Source organism: Erwinia sp. 2186, from assembly GCF_057812255.1.
Genome location: NZ_CM173824.1, coordinates 2,113,331 through 2,135,271, shown reverse-complemented (window position 1 = coordinate 2,135,271; position 21,941 = coordinate 2,113,331). Strand labels below are relative to the sequence as shown.

General features: G+C 55.5%; 18 protein-coding genes. 10 read left to right on the top strand and 8 right to left on the bottom strand.

Annotated features, from left to right (window positions below):
• Positions 1 to 8 precede the first annotated feature (8 nt).
• Complete coding sequence (locus ACXKZG_RS09800; protein WP_488876112.1) at positions 9 to 662, bottom strand: tellurite resistance TerB family protein; 654 nt, start codon at positions 660 to 662, stop codon at positions 9 to 11.
• Positions 663 to 885: 223 nt separating this feature from the next.
• Here ACXKZG_RS09800 and ACXKZG_RS09795 point away from each other — a divergent pair, with 223 nt between their 5' ends.
• Positions 886 to 1,713, top strand: a complete 828-nt coding sequence (locus ACXKZG_RS09795; protein ID WP_488876111.1) for a sugar phosphate isomerase/epimerase family protein — start codon at positions 886 to 888, stop codon at positions 1,711 to 1,713.
• 107 nt (positions 1,714 to 1,820) lie between these two features.
• Here ACXKZG_RS09795 and ACXKZG_RS09790 read toward each other — a convergent pair whose 3' ends face one another.
• Positions 1,821 to 2,228 carry a YebG family protein gene (locus ACXKZG_RS09790; protein ID WP_488876110.1) on the bottom strand — a complete coding sequence of 136 codons (408 nt, stop codon included), beginning with the start codon at positions 2,226 to 2,228 and terminating at the stop codon, positions 1,821 to 1,823.
• Between the two features lie 137 nt (positions 2,229 to 2,365).
• Here ACXKZG_RS09790 and purT point away from each other — a divergent pair, with 137 nt between their 5' ends.
• Positions 2,366 to 3,544: a formate-dependent phosphoribosylglycinamide formyltransferase gene (gene purT / locus ACXKZG_RS09785; protein ID WP_482436634.1), complete on the top strand. Its 1,179-nt coding sequence runs from the start codon at positions 2,366 to 2,368 to the stop codon at positions 3,542 to 3,544.
• Between the two features lie 70 nt (positions 3,545 to 3,614).
• Here the strand turns inward: purT and ACXKZG_RS09780 are convergent, their stop codons facing one another.
• Both ACXKZG_RS09780 and zwf read right to left on the bottom strand, forming a co-directional pair.
• Positions 3,615 to 4,253 (bottom strand): bifunctional 4-hydroxy-2-oxoglutarate aldolase/2-dehydro-3-deoxy-phosphogluconate aldolase, encoded by a 639-nt coding sequence (locus tag ACXKZG_RS09780; RefSeq protein ID WP_206400846.1) that lies wholly within the window; start codon positions 4,251 to 4,253, stop codon positions 3,615 to 3,617.
• A 205-nt stretch (positions 4,254 to 4,458) separates the two neighbouring features.
• Positions 4,459 to 5,934 carry a glucose-6-phosphate dehydrogenase gene (gene zwf, locus ACXKZG_RS09775; RefSeq protein ID WP_013202513.1) on the bottom strand — a complete coding sequence of 492 codons (1,476 nt, stop codon included), beginning with the start codon at positions 5,932 to 5,934 and terminating at the stop codon, positions 4,459 to 4,461.
• A 376-nt stretch (positions 5,935 to 6,310) separates the two neighbouring features.
• Between zwf and ACXKZG_RS09770 the strand changes: the two genes are divergently transcribed.
• The 6 genes from ACXKZG_RS09770 (at position 6,311) to ACXKZG_RS09745 (ending at position 15,757) form a co-directional block, all read left to right on the top strand.
• Positions 6,311 to 7,183, top strand: a complete 873-nt coding sequence (locus ACXKZG_RS09770) for a MurR/RpiR family transcriptional regulator (protein WP_013202514.1) — start codon at positions 6,311 to 6,313, stop codon at positions 7,181 to 7,183.
• A gap of 105 nt (positions 7,184 to 7,288) precedes the next feature.
• Positions 7,289 to 8,731, top strand: a complete 1,443-nt coding sequence (gene pyk / locus ACXKZG_RS09765; protein WP_013202515.1) for a pyruvate kinase — start codon at positions 7,289 to 7,291, stop codon at positions 8,729 to 8,731.
• A 420-nt stretch (positions 8,732 to 9,151) separates the two neighbouring features.
• On the top strand, positions 9,152 to 10,705 hold the full coding sequence (locus ACXKZG_RS09760; RefSeq protein ID WP_488876109.1) for a pyridoxal phosphate-dependent decarboxylase family protein: 1,554 nt from the start codon (positions 9,152 to 9,154) through the stop codon (positions 10,703 to 10,705).
• A 10-nt stretch (positions 10,706 to 10,715) separates the two neighbouring features.
• A complete protein-coding gene (locus ACXKZG_RS09755; protein WP_013202517.1) occupies positions 10,716 to 12,005 on the top strand; it encodes a lysine N(6)-hydroxylase/L-ornithine N(5)-oxygenase family protein in 1,290 nt (429 codons plus the stop codon).
• A gap of 1 nt (position 12,006) precedes the next feature.
• Positions 12,007 to 14,358, top strand: coding sequence for a GNAT family N-acetyltransferase (locus ACXKZG_RS09750; protein WP_488876108.1), 2,352 nt, complete (start codon positions 12,007 to 12,009; stop codon positions 14,356 to 14,358).
• 163 nt (positions 14,359 to 14,521) lie between these two features.
• A complete protein-coding gene (locus tag ACXKZG_RS09745) occupies positions 14,522 to 15,757 on the top strand; it encodes an MFS transporter (RefSeq protein ID WP_053142703.1) in 1,236 nt (411 codons plus the stop codon).
• 73 nt (positions 15,758 to 15,830) lie between these two features.
• Here the strand turns inward: ACXKZG_RS09745 and lpxM are convergent, their stop codons facing one another.
• The 3 genes from lpxM to znuA all read right to left on the bottom strand — a co-directional run bounded on the left by lpxM (position 15,831) and on the right by znuA (position 19,225).
• The gene (gene lpxM, locus ACXKZG_RS09740) at positions 15,831 to 16,802 is read right to left on the bottom strand and encodes a lauroyl-Kdo(2)-lipid IV(A) myristoyltransferase (protein ID WP_134824312.1); all 972 of its coding nucleotides are present in this window, start codon (positions 16,800 to 16,802) and stop codon (positions 15,831 to 15,833) included.
• Positions 16,803 to 16,935: 133 nt separating this feature from the next.
• Complete coding sequence (gene mepM, locus ACXKZG_RS09735) at positions 16,936 to 18,264, bottom strand: murein DD-endopeptidase MepM (RefSeq protein WP_013202521.1); 1,329 nt, start codon at positions 18,262 to 18,264, stop codon at positions 16,936 to 16,938.
• A 13-nt stretch (positions 18,265 to 18,277) separates the two neighbouring features.
• A complete protein-coding gene (gene znuA / locus ACXKZG_RS09730) occupies positions 18,278 to 19,225 on the bottom strand; it encodes a zinc ABC transporter substrate-binding protein ZnuA (protein ID WP_488876246.1) in 948 nt (315 codons plus the stop codon).
• Between the two features lie 77 nt (positions 19,226 to 19,302).
• On the opposite strand from znuA, the gene znuC reads away from it, so the two are divergent.
• Positions 19,303 to 20,055: a zinc ABC transporter ATP-binding protein ZnuC gene (znuC, locus tag ACXKZG_RS09725; protein ID WP_134824314.1), complete on the top strand. Its 753-nt coding sequence runs from the start codon at positions 19,303 to 19,305 to the stop codon at positions 20,053 to 20,055.
• Entirely contained in the window at positions 20,052 to 20,837 is a 786-nt protein-coding gene (gene znuB / locus ACXKZG_RS09720; protein WP_013202524.1) for a zinc ABC transporter permease subunit ZnuB, read from the top strand. Before znuC ends, znuB begins: the two co-directional genes overlap by 4 nt.
• A 94-nt stretch (positions 20,838 to 20,931) precedes the next feature.
• Here znuB and ruvB read toward each other — a convergent pair whose 3' ends face one another.
• Positions 20,932 to 21,936, bottom strand: a complete 1,005-nt coding sequence (gene ruvB, locus ACXKZG_RS09715; RefSeq protein WP_013202525.1) for a Holliday junction branch migration DNA helicase RuvB — start codon at positions 21,934 to 21,936, stop codon at positions 20,932 to 20,934.
• Positions 21,937 to 21,941 lie beyond the last annotated feature (5 nt).

Genomic DNA, 21,941 nt, shown 5'->3' with positions numbered 1-21,941 from the left:
AAGCAGGATCAGGCGGTAAGCTTCAGCTTTTCGGCTTTAATATCTTCTGCCATGCTGTCGCGCACGTCCTGAGGGATTTTCAGTTCATCACCCAGCGCCTGAAGGTAGCTGCGCTCCATAAAGTGGTCGACGTCGATCACCAGGTTGCTGAGGAAATAGACCTCCAGCGCCTCTTCTTCGTTTTTCACGTCCACGGCCAGTTTTTGTGGGTCAAGCGGCATATCAATCGCCTGCTGTATCAGCCGCTCGCCATCTACGCCAAGCCCGGACTGATGGATATGCTCGTTAATGGCCTGTCGTTCCTGGGTATCAATATGCCCGTCGCTTTTCGCGGCGAAGACCAGCGCCTGCACCAGACGCTCTGCCCGGCGATCGACGGGTGACTGCTGCTGACCGAATTGCGGCTGATCCTGATGGGTTTCGCTCACCCGATCCTTATACTTTTTCCACAGTACGGCACCTGCTGCGGCGCTACCGCCGATAATCAGCGCATTTTTGCCATACTTGGTCAGCAGATTACGGGAGGATTTGCTGGCAATCAGCAAACCGGCCAGTCCGCCAAGCGCGCCCGGTGCCAGCATTTTACTCAGGCCTTCACCGCCGCCTTTGCCGTCTTTACTGCCTCCCAGTACCGTTTGAATCTGTTGCAGCCAGTTACTCATTGCCTTTCCTTCTTCAGCGGAAAACAACCAGCATAGAGCGACTTGCGTCAAGAAGCGTCAAAGCAGGAAAAGCCTGGAAAACCTTCACGGCCAGTTGATGCTAAGCCGTCAGCTATACTTAGCCCACCAGTCGAACCTTCTGGTTCATAATGCTTCGCCAAAAGCGGCGGCTGAACCGACTGGATTTGTTTTTTTAAAGCACTGGCGTAGGGGAAAAATCATCATGAGATTCAATAATAATCCGCTGTTTATCAATACGGTTCTGCTTGGCGGCAGCACAGAAGAGAAGTTGAAGGCTGCCAGCCAGGCCGGGTTTGATCAGGTTGAGCTCTGGCGTCAGGACGTGGAGGCAGCCAGCGGCGATGCCAGTGATGTGGCCAGATTACTGGATAACCACCGCCTGGCCCTGACGGATTACCAGGTGCTGCTGGATTTTGACGGCGCGCCAGACGATCAGCGAGAGAGTAAACGCCAGGAAGCCCTGCAGATGCTGGATACCGCCGTTGAACTGGGCGCAACAACCTTGCTGACGCCTGCATCAACCCATCAGGGCTGCATTGCAGATCGGGAAGAGGAAGATATCCGCTGGCTGGCCCGTCAGGCAGGCAAAAGTGGCCTGCGCGTGGCCTTTGAGGCCATGGCCTGGAGCACGCATATCAACAACACGGCGGCGGCGTGGCAGCTGGTGCAAAAGGTCAATGAACCCAATCTGGGATTGGTGGTGGATGCTTTTCACATTTTCGTGCTGAACCGTACGGTGGACGATCTGGCGGGGATTCCGATGGATAAGATCTTCCTGGTCCAGCTGTCCGACCTGGTTACCCTTCCCAGCCACGATCATCTGGTGGATGTGGCACGCCATCAGCGTTTATTGCCAGCCGAAGGGAATTTCCCGCTTTCATCTCTGGCTGACTATCTTCATCAGCAAGGCTATTCAGGCCCGATAGGACTGGAAGTGTTCAGCGATCGTTATCATCAACTGCCGCCGGCAGAGGTGGCCAGCAAAGCGCTGCAGTCGTTGAAAAAGGTGTTATCCGGCGACGATCGTTAACGGTAGCCGGTGGAGGAAGTCACTAACAGGGAAGAATTAAGGCGAAGTTTCTGGCGCGCCAGGGAAAAATACCCTGCGCGCCACATACTGTGATGAAGTAAAAAGAATCAGGCAGCTTTAACGGTTCGTGCAGCCGGTTTTGCTTTGGCCGCTTTGCCCGTTGAGTCTTCCGGCTCTTCCGCACCGGACTCTTCAGTCGGTTCATCTGCTGCAGCTTCAGCGCTGTCTAGTTCAACAGTCGGTTCAGCATCATTACCCGCGGCGGCGGACTCGCTCGTCTCAGGCATCTTGCTGGTGCGCAGAATATGCTGCACGGCGTCTTTATTCTCCGCCAGGAACATGCCCAACGCTTCACGCTGTGGTTCTTCCATGTCCAGAGGTGCCACGCTCAACCAGTCAGAAAAGGCTTCTGCCATATCGAGCATTTTATCGTACGCGTCGGCTTCTTTCTTACTGGCGAATGTCATCTTTTCCTCACCTTTTCTGACGACAACATATTTGATTTCAACAGCCATAGTCCACACCTCAGTTAACTGTATTTTTATACAGTATAACAGACGGGTCTTTTTTGCTCAACCCTGGAAAGCGGATGTACGCGCAATCGTTTTCGTTTATACTGCGCGCGTTTTTTCCCTCCAATCAGGTAGAGATTATGACCACTCTTGGTACCGCGCTGCGCCCTGCCGCAACCCGCGTAATGCTGTTAGGTTCAGGTGAACTGGGCAAAGAAGTGGCGCTGGAATGCCAGCGTCTTGGCGTTGAAGTGATCGCCGTCGATCGTTATGCCGATGCACCCGCTATGCACGTGGCGCACCGCAGCCATGTCATCAACATGCTGGATGGTGAAGCGTTGAAAGCGCTGGTTGCGCTCGAGCGCCCGGATTACATCGTGCCGGAAATTGAAGCCATCGCCACCGATATGCTGATTGAGCTGGAAAAACAGGGTCAACACGTGGTGCCAACCGCCCGCGCTGCCCGCCTGACCATGAACCGCGAAGGTATCCGTCGCCTGGCGGCAGAAGAGTTGGCGTTGCCCACCTCCACCTACCGCTTTGCCGACAGCCAGCAGGCGTTTAATCAGGCGGCTGACGAAATCGGCTTCCCGTGCATTGTGAAGCCGGTGATGAGCTCGTCAGGCAAAGGCCAGAGCTTTATCCGCGAAGCGTCACAGTTGGATGCCGCCTGGGAATACGCGCAGCAAGGCGGACGTGCCGGTGCTGGCCGGGTAATCGTTGAAGGTGTGGTGAAGTTTGATTTCGAAATCACCCTGCTTACCATCAGCGCGGTAGACGGCATTCACTTCTGCGCGCCGATTGGTCACCGTCAGGAAGATGGTGACTACCGTGAATCCTGGCAGCCGCAGCAGATGAGCGCCCTCGCGCTGCAACGTGCTGAGCAGATTGCCGAAGAAGTGGTTAAGGCGCTGGGCGGCCACGGCCTGTTTGGTGTTGAGCTGTTTGTCTGTGGTGATGAGGTGGTATTCAGCGAAGTTTCCCCTCGCCCACATGACACCGGCATGGTAACGCTTATCTCTCAGGACCTGTCCGAATTTGCCCTGCACGTGCGTGCCTTCCTCGGTCTGCCGATTGGCGGCATTCGTCAGTACGGCGCCGCCGCATCTGCGGTGATCCTGCCAGAACTGGACAGCGATAACGTGCAGTTTGCCAATTTGGGCGGCGTGCTGGGCGCCGGTCTGCAGGTGCGTCTGTTCGGCAAACCGGAAGTTCGGGGCAAGCGCCGTCTCGGCGTGGCGCTGGCCACGGGCGAGAACATCGATGATGCGGTACAGCGCGCGATCGCTTGTGCAGCCGGTGTGAAAGTCAGCGGATAAACGCGCTTTCGTGCCAACAAAAAAGGGATGGCCTGTGCCATCCCTTTTGTTTTTTGCCTGATCCGACGTCTTATCGCGCGCCCGCTACCGCTTCTCTGGCCAGCTGGGTGATACGATCGTAATCCCCTGCTTCCAGCGCATCAGCCGGAACCAGCCAGGAACCACCAATACAGAGCACGCTTTTCAGCGCCAGATAGTCACGGTAGTTGGCCGGCGAAATGCCGCCCGTCGGGCAGAAACGCACCTGAGGGAACGGGCCGCCAATCGCCTGCAGCGCCTTCACGCCACCGTTGGCTTCAGCCGGGAAGAATTTGAATTCACGCAGGCCATAATCCAGACCGGTCATTAGTTCCGACACCGTGCTGATGCCAGGAATCAACGGCACCGGGCCATCAACCGCTGCGCGTAACAGTGATTCGGTCACGCCAGGACTGATAACAAACTGCGCACCGGCATCGGTCACTTCTTTCAGCTGCTGGACGTTAAGTACCGTGCCCGCACCCACAATGGCTTCCGGCACTTCGCGGATCATTGCTTTCAGGGCATCCATCGCACAGGGTGTTCTCAGCGTGACTTCTAATACTTTCACTCCGCCCGCCACCAGCGCTTTCGCCATCGGCACCGCGTGCTCAAGTTTGTTTACCACAATTACCGGCACCACAGGGCCAGTGGTGAGGATTTGCTCGGCGCTGGTCTTCCAGTTAGTCATCTTTCTGCTTCTCCAAAGCGACGCGCGCGGCGTCAGGACAGGAATACAGCCTCTACCATACAGGATTGCCCTTCCCTGCGTCCATGCGCTAATGCGGATTTTTAAAACTACGGTTCATTTTTCTTTACGACGCTTTTTGCTCTCGCCTGCGCAAAAAAAAGCCCCGTAACAGAGACGGGGCTTGAGAGCAGGCAGCGATGGACGATTAGCCGATATCGTTCCAGGAACGGCCATCGCGGGTGATCATCGCCACAGAGGCAACCGGTCCCCAGGTCCCTGCCTGATAAGGCTTAGGCGCTTCGTTATCGCCAGCCCAGGCTTCCATGATGGAGTCGACCCACTTCCAGGCTTCTTCCACTTCATCACGGCGGACAAACAGCGCCTGAATACCGCGCATGGTCTCCAGCAACAGGCGCTCGTAAGCATCTGCCAGGTGAGACTGGTTGAAGGTCTCAGAGAAGCTCAGATCCAGCTTGGTGGTTTGCAGGTTGTGTTTGTGATCCAGACCCGGGACTTTGTTCAGAATCTGAATATCCACACCTTCATCCGGCTGCAGTCGAATGGTCAGTTTATTCTGCGGCAGTTCCTGCCAGGAATCTTTGAACAGGTTCAGTGCCGGGTTCTTAAAGTACACCACCACTTCAGAACATTTCACCGGCAGGCGCTTACCGGTACGCAGGTAGAACGGAACGCCGGCCCAGCGCCAGTCGTCGATATCCACGCGGATAGAAACGAAGGTTTCGGTGCTGCTGGATTTGTTGGCATCTTCTTCTTCCAGATAGCCAGGCACTTTTTTGCCCTGCACAAAACCAGAGGTGTACTGACCACGCACGGTTTTATCGCGCACGTTGGTATGGTCGATGCGACGCAGTGAACGCAGGACTTTCACTTTCTCATCGCGGATACGGTCTGCAGAGAGATCCGCAGGCGGTGACATGGCAATCATGGTCAGAACCTGCAGCAGGTGGTTCTGGATCATGTCGCGCATCTGGCCGGCTTTGTCGAAGTAACCCCAACGGCCTTCGATACCGACTTCTTCCGACACGGTAATCTGCACGTGATCGATAGTGCGGTTATCCCAGTTTGAAGCAAACAGGGAGTTAGCAAAGCGCAGTGCCAGCAGGTTGAGGACCGTTTCTTTGCCCAGATAGTGGTCGATACGGAACACCTGGTTCTCTTCGAAGTATTCACCGACCTGATCGTTGATCTCCTGAGAGGTTGCCAGAGAGGTGCCTAACGGCTTCTCCATCACCACACGGGCTGGCTGTGCATTGAGCTTGGCGGTGCCCAGACCTTTACAGATCGCACCGAAGGTACCTGGCGGCATTGCGAAGTAGTTGATGGTGACGCGTTTTTTCTGGTCGAGCATTTTGCCCAGTTTGGTAAAGTGCGCGGCGTCGTTCACATCAAGATTACAGAAATCGAGTCGGCTGCTGAGCTTGTCCCACAGCGCTTCGTCAATCTTCTCCTTCATAAAGGTTTCCAGCGCTTCACGCACTACCTTGGTGTAGGCTGCTTTATCCCAGTCTGCACGACCCACCCCGATGATGCGGGATTCTTCGTGGATCTGACCGGCTTTTTCCAGTTGATACAGGGAAGGCAACAGTTTCCGGCGCGCAAGGTCGCCTTTGGCACCGAAAATGACCAGATCGCATGCCTGGGCCGTTTGTGTAACCGCCATTATATTCTCCTCGTTGCAGGATAAGCCTGACCCGTATAATCCGTAAGCAGTCAGGCTCTTATTGTAATTTTCTTTCAATACAATGTACTGCTTTTGCCGGGTCCACGTAAACCTGGCAGCACGCCTCCAGCACAGAGTATGCAATTGTCTGAACTTTCCCGCGCAGTGAACGGGCAGTTTGTGCGTAATTTTTAAACTTTTTTGTTACTGCATTTACAACTGTGAAAGTTAGACACAGTTCAAAGTCTGATAAAAAAGGCAGGCCTGACGTGCAATGCCCCTGCCCGAAGCCGATCGGCGCGCTGTATATTCTCTACAAATTGACATCGATTTCTCCTGTGATTGAAATCGTCAGAATGTATGAGTGGACGCCGTTATGAATATGCTGGAAAAAATCCAGGCTCACCTGGAACACCTTAGCAAATCCGAGCGCAAAGTGGCGGAGGTAATTCTTGCCGCGCCGGGCTCGGCCATCCATGCCAGCATCGCGCTTCTGGCCAGAGAAGCAGAAGTCAGTGAACCGACGGTGAACCGCTTTTGTCATCGCCTGCAAACCAAAGGTTTCCCCGACTTCAAACTGCAGCTGGCGCAAAGCCTGGCCAACGGCACGCCGTATGTCAGCCGTAATGTGGAAGAGCATGACAGCGTGGAAGCCTACTCCGCCAAGATTTTCGAGTCCGCGATGGCCGGGCTGGATCGCGTTCGCAACGGCCTGGATGCTACCGCCATTAACCGTGCGGTGGACCTGCTGACTCAGTCGAAAAAAATTGCCTTCTTCGGCCTCGGCGCGTCTGCCGCCGTGGCGCACGATGCGATGAATAAATTTTTTCGCTTCAATGTGCCTGTCATCTATTCCGATGATATTGTGATGCAGCGAATGTGTTGCATCAACAGCACGGAAGGCGATGTGGTGGTGTTAATCTCCCACACCGGCCGCACTAAAAACGTAGTCGAACTGGCTCAGCTTGCGCGGGAAAATGATGCTACCGTGCTGGCTATCACTTCGGCGGATTCACCGCTGGCCCGTGAGGCCACGCTGGCGCTGACGCTGGATGTCCCGGAAGACACGGATATTTATATGCCGATGGTCTCCCGGCTGGCGCAACTGACATTAATAGATGTGCTCGCCACCGGTTTTACCCTGCGACGTGGCGCAAAGTTCCGCGACAATCTGAAGCGGGTCAAAGCGGCACTGAAAGAATCGAGATTTGATAAAGAAGACCCGTTAGTGGCCCTCTCACGCCGTTAGCCGGTCCGCAACAGGTCGCTGTACCCGGCCTGATCCTATAAAATAGAGTGAACCTTTTCAGGGATTGCTCAGGCAACCTCCCTTTCAAAGTCAACGGAGTCATACATGTCCAGACGTCTCAGAAGAACCAAAATCGTAACGACCTTAGGCCCCGCTACCGACCGTGATAATAACCTCGAAAAAATCATCGCTGCGGGTGCCAACGTCGTTCGCCTGAACTTCTCACATGGCACCGCAGAAGATCATATTCTGCGTGCAAACAAAGTCCGCGAAATTGCCGCGAAACTGGGCCGCCACGTGGCAATCCTCGGCGATTTGCAGGGTCCGAAAATCCGTGTTTCCACCTTTAAAGAAGGCAAGGTCTTCTTAAGCGTAGGCGATCGTTTCCTGCTCGATGCCAGCCTGGGTAAAGGCGAAGGCGATAAAGAAAAAGTCGGCATCGATTATAAAGGCCTGCCGGCCGATGTGGTGCCTGGCGACCTGCTGCTGCTGGATGATGGCCGTGTGCAGTTGAAGGTACTGGAAGTTCAGGGCATGAAAGTGTTTACCGAAGTCACCGTCGGCGGCCCGCTGTCCAACAACAAAGGCATTAACAAACTTGGCGGTGGCCTGTCGGCTGAAGCACTGACCGAGAAAGACAAAGCGGACATTCTGATCGCCGCGAAAATCAATTGTGATTACCTCGCCGTTTCCTTCCCGCGCTGTGGTGAAGACCTGAATTACGCCCGCCGCCTGGCTCGTGACGCTGGCTGCGATGCAAAAATCGTCTCGAAAGTGGAACGTGCAGAAGCCGTCGCTTCACAGGAAGCGATGGATGACATCATCCTGGCCTCCGACGTGGTGATGGTGGCAAGGGGCGATCTGGGCGTTGAAATCGGTGATCCGGAGCTGGTCGGTATCCAGAAAGCGTTGATCCGCCGTGCCCGTCAGCTGAACCGTTCGGTGATCACCGCGACCCAGATGATGGAGTCGATGATCACCAATCCAATGCCAACCCGCGCCGAAGTGATGGACGTGGCTAACGCCGTGCTGGATGGCACCGATGCGGTAATGCTTTCCGCTGAAACCGCCGCCGGACAGTATCCAGCGGAGACCGTCACCGCGATGGCAAAAGTGTGCCTGGGCGCAGAGAAAATCCCAAGCATCAACGTCTCTAAGCACCGTCTTGACGTGCAGTTCGATAACATCGAAGAAGCCATTGCGATGTCAGCGATGTATGCCGCTAACCACCTGCAGGGCGTGACCGCGATTATCACCATGACCGAATCCGGTCGCACCGCGCTGATGACCTCGCGTATTACATCTGGCCTGCCCATCTTCGCCATGTCGCGTCATGAGCGTACGCTGAACCTCACCGCGCTGTATCGTGGCGTGACGCCGGTGTTCTTTGATAGCAACAACGACGGTGTGGCGGCAGCGCACGACGCCACCAACCTGCTGCGTGATAAAGGCTTCCTGATGTCCGGCGATCTGGTGATCGTGACTCAGGGTGACGTGATGAGTACCACGGGTACGACCAACACCAGCCGCGTGCTTCGCGTAGAATAACCTTCCCCCAAGTTATTGAGCTGCAAGGCTCAATAACTTTTTCTTATCCCCCCGCCGCACTCCCCATAGTCCTTTGACTGGCCTTTTGCAGCCCTTAACGGCTCTTTTGTGATCTGAATCACACTTTTAACATTAACAATGCTTATAACACTCCTGTCACAATAATCCTATTGAATGATAATGATTACTATTTATAATCTCATCCTCAATAACAAACGGTACTTTAACGCCACAAAACCACACAAACAGGAGTTATTTTAGTTAAGTTAAGCTAAAACCACTGGATTGATGTGCCATTAGGGTTTTTACCACCCTGGAAAACCGTTAATAAATCTGAACTGACGCCGTGCCGTCAGGCGCATAACGTCGTCCTTTTTTTGGGATGGCAGGGCTCACTACGTCTTTTTTTAAGGAATTGCTATGGTCTTACGTTCACAAACTCAGCCGGTGCCTCGTCTGCACCTGTCGTCAGAAACTGCTGGAGTCCAGGAGTACATTTTCAACGATCGGCAACTGGACTCGTGGGATCAGCAAACACAGGACGTACTGACGTTGCTGACGAATACCATTGCCAACGTGGAAAAACCGTTCAGCGGCATTCTTCCTCACGAACTGGCGCCAAAATTTAACGCTGTCGATCTGAACTCCCCGCTGGGCAGCAACGAAGCGGCGCTGGAAGAGCTGAAGGAGCTCTACCTGCGTGATGCCGTCTGGTTCCACCATCCAAAATACGTTGCCCATCTGAACTGCCCGGTGGTGCTCCCTTCCCTGCTGGCCGAACAGATTATGGCGGCGGTTAACAGCTCGGTAGATACCTGGGATCAGAGCGCTGGCGGCACGTTGATCGAACAGAAGGTGATTGACTGGACCCTTAGCCGCATCGGCTTACCGCATCATTCTGACGGCATCTTCACCAGTGGCGGCACGCAGTCCAACCTGATGGCGATGCTGCTGGCGCGAGACAGCTGGTGTGCTGAACATCATCCGGGTCATTTGATCAAACATCAGGGGCTGCCGCACGATGCCAGCAAATGGCGCGTATTTACCTCGAAACTGAGCCACTTCAGCATTCAGAAATCGATGGCGATCCTGGGCCTGGGCTACGACGCGGTGATCCCGGTGGATTACGACAATCACTACCGCATGGACGCGATGAAGCTGGAGCAGGAAATTCAGCGCTGCCATCAGGAAGGCCTGATCCCGATTGCCGTGGTTGCCACCAGCGGCACCACCGACTTTGGCAGCATCGATCCGCTGCAAACCATTTCGCATCTTTGCAAACATTACGGCCTGTGGATGCATGTGGATGCGGCCTACGGCTGTGGCTTACTGGTCTCTGAGCAGCATCGTCAGCGGCTGAACGGCATTGAGAAAGCCGATTCAGTGACGGTGGATTACCACAAATCGTTCTTCCAGACCGTCAGCTGTGGTGCCTTCTTCGTTCGCGACAAGCAGCACCTGAGCCATGTAACTCACCACGCAGACTACCTGAATCCGCTCAGCGCGCAGCAGGAAGGCACGCCTAACCTGGTGAACAAAAGTATCCAGACCACCCGTCGTTTCGATGCGCTGAAGATGTGGATGACGCTGCGCATTATGGGCCCTGCCGCCCTGGGTGAAGCGTTCGATTCGATCATCGACCTGACGCAAACCGCGCACACCTTGTTGAGCGCTCATCCGGCGATTGAAGTGCTGCATACGCCGGAACTGACCACCCAAATCTTCCGCTATGTGCCACGTCCCGGCATGAGCGAGGCCACCGTCGATGAGATCAACGCCAATATCCGTAAAGCGCTGTTCCGCTCCGGTAATGCGGTGATTGCTGGCACCAAAGTCGACGGCCGCCAGTACCTGAAATTTACCCTGTTGAACCCGACCACCACAGCCGCAGACCTGGAAGATGTTATCGCGCTGATCGTTCATTACGGTCGCGAACAGGTTCGCCATTCTGCGCTGAACGCGGCTAATCAGTGAGATCCCTACTATGACTACGATTTATGATTTTGTTGGTATCGGCATCGGCCCCTTTAACCTTGGTCTGGCCTGCCTGAGCGAACCGGTTGAAGGCCTGAACGGGGTGTTCCTCGACCAGAATCCTGGCTTTGACTGGCACACCGGCATGATGCTGGAAAGCGCCCATCTGCAAACGCCGTTTATGGCCGATCTGGTGACGCTGGCCGATCCGACCAGCCGTTACAGCCTGCTGAATTACATGAAGCAGAAAGGCAAGCTGTACTCTTTTTATATCCGGGAAGACTTTTTCCTGATGCGCAAAGAGTACAACCAGTATTGCCAGTGGGCCTGTTCGCAGCTGAGCAACCTGCGCTGGAACACCCGTGTGGAATACGTCAGTTATGACGACAGCCAGCAGTGCTATCGCATCCGTTCGGTGGATTCGCAAAGCGGAGAGCCGAAGGAGTGGCTGGCACGCCATCTGGTACTGGGCACCGGTCCTGCGGCGTGGATGCCAGACTGCAGCCGCCCGTATCGCGAACGCTTTACGCACTCCAGTGAATACCTGGTGAACAAAGCGGAGTTGCAGAAGAAGAGCTCAATTACCGTCTTGGGCAGCGGCCAGAGCGCGGCAGAGATCTATTACGACCTGCTGACGGATATCGACAGCCACGGCTACCAGCTGAACTGGGTGACGCGCGCCCCGCGCTTTTACCCGCTGGAGTACACCAAGCTGACGCTGGAGATGACCTCGCCAGAGTGGATCGACTACTTCCACGATCTGCCGCCAGAGAAACGTGACGCGCTAAATGCACGCCATAAAAACCTCTATAAAGGCATCAACAGCAGCCTGATCAATGACATCTATGACCTGATGTATGTGAAGCAGCTGGATGGTGAGCTGAACGTCAACCTGTTCACCCATTCCGAACTGAAGGATATGCGCTGGCTGCCGGGCGGTGAGTTTGAGCTTTCCTTGCATCAGCAGGAGCAGGACCGGCCGTTTACCCGCCGGACGGAAGGTCTGGTGATGGCGACCGGGTATCACTACCGTCCGCCGATGTTTATTGAAGGCATTTCCAGCCGCTTACGCTGGGATGAAAAAGGCCGCTACGACGTGCAGCGCAACTACAGCATCGACCACAACAATCAGGTCTTTGTGCAGAACGCCGAGCTGCATACCCACGGATTTGTCACACCAGACCTCGGCATGGCGTGCTACCGCAACTCCGTTTTACTGCGCGAACTGGCTGGCCGGGAAGTCTACCCGGTTGAACGCCAAATCGCTTTCCAGACCTTCCCGGCCAAATCGGAACGTTGATATGTCTCAAATACTGTTTAGCAAAGCCCGTCCGGCGGGCCAGTTCACCCTTCGTCCGATGCAGGCTGACGATGCGTCCTTAATCCACAGCTGGGTCACGCGTGATTATGCGCGCTTCTGGGGAATGCAGAGCGACAGCCTGGAGCAGGTCGCCACCTTCTATCGCAACCTGACCGCCAACAATCCGCGTGCGGCGTTGATCGGCTGCTGTGATGACAAGCCGGTGTTCCTGATGGAGTTCTATCAGGCGGGTGAAGATGAGGTCGGTAAGTTCTATCCGGCGCAGCCGGGTGACTACGGGATGCATATCCTGATCGCGCCGGCTAATCGTCCGGTCCGTCATTTCAGCTGGCAGGTGTTCAGCGTGGTGATGGACTACATGTTCAGCCAGCCGGAAGTGCAGCGCGTGGTGGTCGAGCCTGATGTGCGCAATGACAAAATCCATCCGCTGAACAAGCGTGCCGGCTTCCGCTACCAGCACACCATCGATATGGGCCACAAAACCGCCTGGCTGGCTTTCTGCCAGCGCGATGATTATCAACACGCTTTATTGCAGGAAACCCTGACTATGACCAATGACAACCCGCTTCTCTCAGGATCGCATCTTTCCGGTGACAACTGGTCGCTGGCAAACCGTATGCTGATCCGCAAAGCCATTGCCGAGTTCGCCCATGAGAAAATCATCGCGCCAACCGATCTGGGCAACGGTCGCTTCAGTCTGGCCGTTCCGGGCGGCGAAGCTGACTATCAGTTCAAGGCACGTCGACTGGCGTTAGATCATTGGGAAATCGCCGCCGATTCCCTGATCAAGCAGGAGAACGGACGTCCGCTGACGCTGGATGCGCTGCAATTTATCGTCGAGTTTAATCAGCAGATTGGTATCCCTCCGGCGATGCTGGCCACCTATATGGAAGAGATCACCAGCACACTTTGCAGCAGCGTGTTCAAGCTGCAGAAGAACAACCCTGACAGCATCGCGCTGGTCAGTGCGGATTTCCAGACGGTGGAAGCCTCAATGACCGAAGGCCATCCGTGCTTCGTGGCGAATAACGGCCGTATCGGTTTTGATGCGCGCGATTATCTGGCCTTTGCTCCCGAAGCGGCGACACCGATCAATCTGGTGTGGGTGGCGGTTCATCTGCGCAATGCGCATTTTTCCAGCCTGAGCGATCTGGAGTATGAGCAGCTTATGCGTGATGAGCTGGGTGATTCGGTGATTAACGGCTTTAACCGCCAGCTGACCGAAAAAGGCCTGGCGACCGATGACTATCTGTTTATGCCGGTGCACCCATGGCAGTGGCAGAACAAACTGCTGACCGTCTTCGCGCCGGATATCGCCAATAACGACATCGTTTACCTCGGTACCGGCGACGATCACTATCAGGCCCAGCAGTCGATCCGCACCTTCTTCAACCGCAGCCAGCCGAACAAGCGCTATGTGAAAACCGCGCTGTCGGTATTGAATATGGGCTTTATGCGCGGCCTTTCGCCGTATTACATGGCTACGACGCCGGCGATTAACGAATGGCTGGACGGTCTGGTGGCGAAGGATGAATGGCTGCAACGCTGTGACTTCCGTATTCTGCGCGAGGTGGCTGCGGTCGGTTATCACAACCGTTATTATGAAAAAGCCATCACCGGCGACTCGGCGTATAAAAAGATGTTTGCCGCACTGTGGCGTGACAACCCGGTTGCCCAGCTTCAGGCCAATCAGCGTTTGATGACCATGGCGTCCTTCCTGCATGTCGACCAGCATCAGAAAGCCCTGCTGCCGGCCCTGATTGCGGATTCTGGCTTGCCAGCGGACCAGTGGATTGCCCGCTATCTGACCTGCTACCTCAGCCCGCTGCTGCACTGCTTCTATCAGCACGATCTGGTGTTTATGCCGCACGGCGAAAACCTGATCCTGCTGCTGGAAAATAACGTGCCGGTCAGCGCCTATATGAAAGACATTGGCGAAGAGATTGCGGTGATGAACCCGGACGCGGTATTGCCTGAAAAGGTACAGCGTCTGGCGGTGGACGTGCCGGAAGAGCTGAAGCTGCTGTCGGTCTTTACCGACGTGTTCGACTGCATTTTCCGCTTTATCAGCGCCATCCTCGACGAGTCCGGCACCCTGCCAGAAGAGAAATTCTGGCAGGCGGTGGCTAACTGCGTGAAAGAGTATCAGCAGGCGCATCCGCAGCTGGCCAGCAAGTTCGAGCGTTACGATATGTTCACGCCGGAGTTCACCCGCTCCTGCCTTAACCGTCTGCAGTTGGCGAACAATCAGCAGATGATTAACCTGTCCGATCCGGCGGAAAACCTGAAGTTTGCCGGCACGCTGGTTAACCCGATTGCGGCGTTTCGTTAAGGGTTGCGTGCTTCGGGCAAGTGCAGCGTCAGGCGGTGAGCAACCTGACGCTGCGCCTTGTCCGAGATAATTCATCAATCCGGCATAAAACTGGTGTATGTTGGCGCGGTCGCTTCGGTGACCGCGTCTTTTGTTTTTCTTATCCTTGCTGGAAGGAGCCAGAATGGCCTCATTTATTCCGGTGTCGAGCCTGACACGCCGACATCTGATTTTCCCTCTCTCCCTGGTACTGTTTGAGTTTGCTACCTACATCGCCCACGACATGATCCAACCCGGCATGTTGCTGGTCACCAGCGAATTCAACGTCGGACCCGAATGGGTTTCCGCGTCGCTAACGGCCTATCTGATCGGTGGCATCGTGCTGCAGTGGTTACTGGGCCCGCTTTCCGACAAGCTGGGTCGCCGCCCGGTGATGCTGTCTGGCGTGGCGTTCTTTATGCTGACCTGCTTCGCCACCCACTGGGTGCAAAGCATCGAACAGTTTATCCTGCTGCGATTTTTACAGGGGATAAGCCTGTGCTTTATTGGCGCGGTGGGTTATGCCGCCATCCAGGAAGCCTTTGATGAGTCGCTGAGCGTGAAGATTATGGCGCTGATGGCCAACGTGGCGCTGTTAGCGCCGCTGGCCGGACCGTTGGCCGGCGCGGCGTTTCTGTCGGTGGGCGAATGGCGCACCATGTTCTGGCTGTTTGGTGGCGTAACGGCGGTGGCGTTGATCGGCCTGTGGCGCACCATGCCGGAAACCTCGGGCGATCGGAACACGTCACTTTCGCTGAAATCCCTCGCCAAAGGCTATTACGCGCTGCTGACAGACCGTCAGGTGATGAGCGGATCGCTGGCTATCGGCCTGGTGACCATTCCCTGCCTGGCCTGGGTGGCGCTTTCACCGGTGATCCTGATCCATGACGAAGGGTTAACCCGCATGGATTATGCACTGCTGCAGCTGCCGGTCTTTGTGGCGATGATTGCCGGAAATCTGACGCTCGGTCGGCTTTCTGGCCGCATGGCGATTGAGCAGCCGCTGAAGCTGGGCGCATGGCCGATTGTGATTGGCCTGGCGCTGGCTGCGCTGTGCACCTCCATCAACCCGCACAGCTATCTGTGGCTGACGGCCGGTCTGAGCCTGTATGGCTTTGGCACCGGGCTGGTCAACGCCGGGCTGTATCGCCTGACCTTATTCTCCAGCACCGCCGGAAAAGGCAGCGTGGCGGCAATGCTGGGCATGGTGAGTATTGTGGTGTTTGCGTTGGGGATTGAGCTGGCGAAAAGCGCCTACTTCGGTGGCGGAAGCTTTATGTTCAGCGTGGTGAACCTGGCGTGTGGGCTGGCATGGTTGCTGCTGGTGCGTGCTTTCCTGCGTGAGCGCAAGCGCCGGACAACCATCACTGCGGTGAACTGATACAGCGCCGGGACGTAATAAACAAAAAGAGCGGAGTGTTCATCACCCCGCTCTTTTTTTATGCTGCTCAACCTTACTTTTTACCGTAGAGATCTTTGCGTTTATACGGCTCGATATCGCCCTCTTTACGCGTCTTCAACAGTTTCAGGATCCAGGTGTATTGCTCCGGATTCGGCCGCACCAGCATTTCCACTTCTTCGTTCATCCGGCGCGCCAGCGTATGGTCATCGACATTGACCAAATCATCCATCGGTTCACGCAGATAAATATCCATCTGATGGGTTTTGCTGTTATACACCGGGAACAACGGGATCACGCGCGCGCGGCAGACCTTCATCAGGCGACCCACGGCGGGCAGCGTGGCTTTATAGGTGGCAAAGAAGTCGACAAACTCGCTTTGCTCCGGGCCGTGGTCCTGGTCCGGCAGATAATAGCCCCAGTAACCCTGACGGATTGAACTGATAAACGGCTTGATGCCGTCATTACGCGCGTGCATCCGGCCACCAAAGCGGCGACGGATGGCATTCCACACGTAGTCCATCAACGGATTGCGCTGGTTATGGAACATTGCCGCCATTTTCTGGCCCTGATAAGCCAGCACCATCGCCGGGATATCCACAGCCCAGCCGTGCGGCACCAGGAAGATCACGTTGCCACCCTGCTCACGGATATCGTCGATAATTTCCTGATTGTGCCAGTGGATGCGGCCGATCGCTTTGTCCGGGCGTAACGCCAGCTCGGCCATCATCGCCATTGACTGAGGCGCCGTGGCGAACATCTCATCAATGATCGCTTCCCGCTGTGCTTCAGGCACTTCGGGCATGCAATACAACAGATTAATCTGCGCGCGCCTTCTGGCACTTTTGGCCATCTTTCCTGCCAGACGCCCCAGTGCGCCAAGCAACGGATCGCGCATCCCTGCAGGTAACCATGCCAGTCCGGCAAAGGCGCCAATGGTCAGCCAGTTGCCCCAATATTTCGGCAACAGAAAGGATTTCTGAAAGGTAGGAATGAACTCTATATTACTTTTTTTGCTGTTTTCCATGCACTCGCCTCAAACAATAACGGGCTAATGATAGTGCTGACGGGCAATTTTGCAATCCCCGTATCATTCCGTCGATAAAATGAAAAAGCCGGCGGGAGATCCCGTCGGCTTAAAGATGAACGATTGAACTGACTTAGTTAAAGCGTAACTGCGGCATAACCTCACGCACCTGTTTCAGGTAATCGCTGCGATCTTTGCCACTCAGACCTTCCATCCGCGGCAGTTTCGCCGTCAGTGGGTTAACCGCCTGGTTGTTGATCCAGATTTCAAAGTGCAGGTGCGGCCCGGTGGAACGCCCGGTGCTGCCGGACAAACCAATACGCTCGCCACGCTTCACTTTTTCGCCGGGTTTCACCAACAGCTTCTGCATGTGCATATAGCGGGTCATATACTGACGACCGTGGCGGATTGCCACATAGTTACCCGCACCCCCGCTACGCTTGGAGACGATCACTTCACCGTCGCCGACCGCCAGCACCGGCGTGCCAATCGGCAGGGCAAAATCGACGCCTTTATGCGGCGCAATACGGCCGGTCACCGGGTTAACGCGACGCGGATTAAAGTTGGACGACACGCGATACTGTTTAACGGTCGGGAAGCGCATAAAGCCTTGCGCCAGCCCGGAACCGGTGCGGTCGTAAAACTTACCGTCATTGGCGCGGATAGCGTAATAGTCTTTGCCGCCAGACTGCAAACGAACGCCGGAAAGTTGGCTTTGCTCGCTCTTGCCTTCCAGCATTTCGCGCGACATCAATACCGAGAATTTGTCGCCATTGCGCAATTTTCGGAAATCCATCTGCCACTGCAACGCTTTAATTACCGCGCTGATTTCCCCGCTGGTAAGGCCAGCCTGTTTTGCACTGTTAACAAAACTGCCGTTCACCGTGCCCGACAGAACGGCATCTTTCCACTCGCCCTTCTGCACTTCAGAAGAGGATTTAAAGGTGTCGCCAGAACGATCATAAGTGCGGGTTTCGCGGCGGGAGGCTTCCCAGGTCAGACGTTGCAGCTGACCATCATCAGTCAGCGTCCAGCTCAGCTGTTGGCCCACACCGAGGTTGCGCAGATCCTTATCGACCTTAGCCAGTTGGTTGATATCACTCATATCAATGCCATACTGATTTAAGACGCTGCTTAAGGTATCGCCGGAAGAAACGACATAGTCATGGGTGCCGGTTTCATTCGGCACATCCTCATCTATCTCATCTTTTGGCACATCATCTTCTGGCGCGGGCGTGTCCTGATCGAGCGGTTCGCTGGCATCGGGCGTCACGGTGCGCAACTGGCTCTTGTCGAGGATAATGCTCTTAACGATAGGGTTAGTTTCACCGGTTTGATGATAAACAAATGGCCGCCAGACGGAGACGGCCAGTGTCACTACGGTGAGCGAACCCAGCATGATGCGGTGGGTTCGCGGTAATGTGTTAAACGCCATGCTGACAGCGCGGGCAATCTGCTGCACTTATGAATTTCCTCTAGGCTCCTTTCAGGCAGCTCGTGTACTGGCTGGACAACTGTGAGAGGAATTTCACATAGCTGTCTCTGGCTACAGTAATGTCCGTTCCCAGTGGATCCAGCGTACCTGAACGGACGTTGGTGCCTCTGGCAACCGCATTTATCACGGCCGGCCTGAACTGTGGTTCAGCAAAGACGCAGACGGCCTTCTGCTCAACCAGCTCTGTTCGAATTTGATGTAATCGCTGGGCGCCCGGTTGGATCTCAGGGTTGACGGTAAAATGACCTTTTGGGGTCAAACCGAAGTGTTTTTCAAAGTAGCTATAAGCATCGTGAAAAACGAAATACCCTTTACCTTTAACCGGCGCAAGCTGAGTTCCTATTTGCGTATCGGCCGATGCCAATTCATCCTCAAAATGTTTGAGGTTCGCGTCTAGTTTGTCTCTGCTTTGGGGCATAAGTTCCAATAATTTTGCATGGATTGCAACCGCCGATTGCCTTGCGATCTCTGGGGACATCCACAGGTGCATATTATACTCGCCGTGATGATGGTGATCCTCAGCCGCATCATGGCCCTGAGCGCTTTCCCCATGGGCCTCTTCATCCTCTTCTCCACCCTTGATCAGCAGGGGTTTTACGCCCGGTAATTCGGCTAATTCTATTGATTTTTGGGCCGGTAATTGCGCGACCGCTTTCGGCATAAACGCTTCCATTTCTGGCCCTACCCAGACCACCAGATCCGCGCCCTGCAAGCGTTTAATATCGGATGGACGCAGAGCATAATCATGCTCGGAGGCACCGTCTGGCAACAGCACCTCGACTGGCGTAACGCCATCTGCGATCGCCGCCGCAATAAAGCCCAGAGGCTTAACAGAAGCCACAACGGCAGCATGGGCAGGCGCCGCAAGCGAGGCGGCTAAACCCAGCGCAGAAATGAGGGTAAAAAGCGGGGCTTTATTATGTAACATCATATTTCCATCCATCGTGAGAAGTCGATGGAGTGTGATATTATAACATTCTAAAACTTTGGCAACCTGTAATGATTATGTCCCCACTGATTAGTCTGGAAAAAGTGTCTGTCAGCTTTGGCGTGCGTCGTGTGCTTTCCGACGTCTCGTTAACCCTGCAACCCGGTAAAATTTTGACCCTGCTTGGCCCGAATGGCGCAGGCAAGTCGACGCTTGTTCGCGTGGTGCTGGGCCTGATCCAACCGGACCAGGGCAAATTACTCCGCCCGTCTCAGTTACGCATTGGCTACGTGCCGCAAAAAATTCATCTGGATGCCACCCTGCCCCTCACCGTCGAGCGCTTTATGCTGTTGCGCGGCGGCGTCAAGCGCAGCGATATTCTGCCGGCGTTAAAGCGCGTGCAGGCGGCCCAGCTGCTGAATTACCCGCTGCAGAAACTGTCCGGTGGCGAGATGCAGCGCGTGCTGCTGGCCCGTGCTTTGCTGAATCAGCCACAGGTGCTGGTGCTGGATGAGCCGACGCAAGGCGTGGACGTCAATGGTCAGGTTGCTTTGTATGATTTGATCGACCAGTTGCGAAACGAGCTGAACTGCGCGGTGCTGATGGTTTCCCATGATCTGCATCTGGTCATGGCAAAAACCGACGAGGTACTGTGCCTTAATCAGCATATCTGCTGCTCCGGCACGCCAGAAGTGGTGTCGAAACACCCCGAATTTATCTCGATGTTTGGCTCCCGTGGCGCCGAACAGTTAGCCATCTATCGTCACCACCATAATCACCGTCACGATTTACAGGGACGTATTGTTTTACGCAGAGGACAGAATCAGTGATTGAACTGCTGTTACCCGGCTGGTTTGCCGGTTTTTTACTGGCGCTGGCCGCAGGCCCGCTGGGTTCATTCGTGGTGTGGCGCAGGATGTCTTATTTTGGCGATACGCTGGCGCATGCTTCACTGCTGGGCGTGGCCTTTGGTCTGCTGCTGAATATCAGCCCGTTTTATGCCGTGATTGCTATCACGCTGCTGCTGTCGCTGCTGCTGGTCTGGCTGGAACGCCGGCCGCATCTGGCCATTGATACCCTGCTTGGCATCCTCGCGCACAGCGCGCTGTCGCTGGGTCTGGTGGTAGTCAGCCTGATGTCCAACGTGCGGGTCGATCTGATGGCCTATCTGTTCGGTGACCTGCTGTCGGTGACGCCAACCGATCTGTATACCATCGGCGCGGGCGTGGCGATTGTGTTGGCCGTGCTGGCGTTTTACTGGCGCTCGCTGCTGTCGATGACCATCAGCCCGGAGTTAGCGCAGGTTGATGGCGTTAACATTCAGCGGACCAAAATGGTGCTGATGCTGGTGACCGCGCTAACTATTGGTGTGGCGATGAAATTTGTCGGTGCGTTAATTATCACTTCGCTGCTGATCATTCCTGCCGCCACCGCCAGACGCTTTGCCCGTTCGCCGGAGCAGATGGCGGGGATTGCCATCCTGGTGGGGATTCTAGCGGTGACCGCCGGCCTGACCTTCTCTGCCTGGTACGATACGCCCGCTGGCCCGTCAGTGGTGCTGGGCGCGTCACTGATGTTTATGCTGAGCATGATGAAACGTCCGGCGGTATAACGTTGCCGCAGAGGGCCGTTTTTATCCCGCCCACTTACCGCAGCCATAAAAAAAACCGGGAATTCCCGGTTTTTTTTCGTCTGGACCACGCGGATTACTCTTCCCGCTTGATGCCAAAGTGTTTATACGCGTGATTCGTTGCCATGCGGCCGCGCGGAGTGCGCTGAATAAAGCCCTGCTGGATCAGATAGGGTTCCAGCACGTCCTCAATGGTTTCCCGCTCTTCGCCAATGGCGGCGGCGAGGTTATCCAGTCCGACCGGCCCGCCCATAAACTTATCGATGATCGCCAGCAGCAGCTTGCGGTCCATATAGTCAAAGCCTTCGGTGTCGACGCTGAGCATATCCAGCGCGCGTGACGCCACATCCCCGCTCAGACTGCCGGCAGCACGCACTTCGGAGAAGTCACGCACGCGTCGCAGCAAGCGGTTGGCGATGCGCGGCGTACCACGCGCACGACGGGCGATTTCCAGCGCACCTTCGTCGCTTAACGGCAGCCCAAGACAGGCCGCGCTGCGTGAGACGATGTGGCGCAGATCCTCCACCTTATAAAACTCAAGGCGCTGAACGATGCCAAAACGGTCGCGCAGCGGCGAGGTTAACGAGCCCGCGCGCGTGGTGGCACCAATCAGGGTAAACGGCGGCAAATCGAGTTTAATCGATCGCGCGGCCGGCCCTTCGCCAATCATGATATCCAGCTGATAATCTTCCATCGCCGGATAGAGCACTTCTTCAACCACCGGCGACAAACGGTGGATCTCATCGATAAACAGCACGTCGTGCGGTTCGAGGTTGGTCAGCATCGCCGCCAGATCGCCTGCCTTCTCCAGCACCGGGCCGGAGGTGGTACGCAGGTTCACGCCCATCTCGTTAGCCACGATATTGGCCAGCGTGGTTTTCCCTAAGCCTGGCGGGCCGAAGATCAGGAGATGATCAAGTGCATCACCGCGCATTTTGGCCGCCTGGATAAAGATCTCCATTTGTTCACGCACCACCGGCTGCCCGACATACTCCTGCAGCAGCTTGGGACGAATGGCGCGGTCAATGACCTCTTCTTCGGTGATGGTTCCCGGCGAGACCAGGCGATCGGCTTCTATCATGCTTA

Coding starts and splice junctions, on each gene's coding strand:
- ACXKZG_RS09800 (WP_488876112.1), bottom strand. CDS start 662: ATGAGTAACTGGCTGCAACAGATTCAAACGGTACTGGGAGGCAGTAAA.
- ACXKZG_RS09795 (WP_488876111.1), top strand. CDS start 886: ATGAGATTCAATAATAATCCGCTGTTTATCAATACGGTTCTGCTTGGC.
- ACXKZG_RS09790 (WP_488876110.1), bottom strand. CDS start 2,228: ATGGCTGTTGAAATCAAATATGTTGTCGTCAGAAAAGGTGAGGAAAAG.
- purT (WP_482436634.1), top strand. CDS start 2,366: ATGACCACTCTTGGTACCGCGCTGCGCCCTGCCGCAACCCGCGTAATG.
- ACXKZG_RS09780 (WP_206400846.1), bottom strand. CDS start 4,253: ATGACTAACTGGAAGACCAGCGCCGAGCAAATCCTCACCACTGGCCCT.
- zwf (WP_013202513.1), bottom strand. CDS start 5,934: ATGGCGGTTACACAAACGGCCCAGGCATGCGATCTGGTCATTTTCGGT.
- ACXKZG_RS09770 (WP_013202514.1), top strand. CDS start 6,311: ATGAATATGCTGGAAAAAATCCAGGCTCACCTGGAACACCTTAGCAAA.
- pyk (WP_013202515.1), top strand. CDS start 7,289: ATGTCCAGACGTCTCAGAAGAACCAAAATCGTAACGACCTTAGGCCCC.
- ACXKZG_RS09760 (WP_488876109.1), top strand. CDS start 9,152: ATGGTCTTACGTTCACAAACTCAGCCGGTGCCTCGTCTGCACCTGTCG.
- ACXKZG_RS09755 (WP_013202517.1), top strand. CDS start 10,716: ATGACTACGATTTATGATTTTGTTGGTATCGGCATCGGCCCCTTTAAC.
- ACXKZG_RS09750 (WP_488876108.1), top strand. CDS start 12,007: ATGTCTCAAATACTGTTTAGCAAAGCCCGTCCGGCGGGCCAGTTCACC.
- ACXKZG_RS09745 (WP_053142703.1), top strand. CDS start 14,522: ATGGCCTCATTTATTCCGGTGTCGAGCCTGACACGCCGACATCTGATT.
- lpxM (WP_134824312.1), bottom strand. CDS start 16,802: ATGGAAAACAGCAAAAAAAGTAATATAGAGTTCATTCCTACCTTTCAG.
- znuA (WP_488876246.1), bottom strand. CDS start 19,225: ATGTTACATAATAAAGCCCCGCTTTTTACCCTCATTTCTGCGCTGGGT.
- znuC (WP_134824314.1), top strand. CDS start 19,303: ATGTCCCCACTGATTAGTCTGGAAAAAGTGTCTGTCAGCTTTGGCGTG.
- ruvB (WP_013202525.1), bottom strand. CDS start 21,936: ATGATAGAAGCCGATCGCCTGGTCTCGCCGGGAACCATCACCGAAGAA.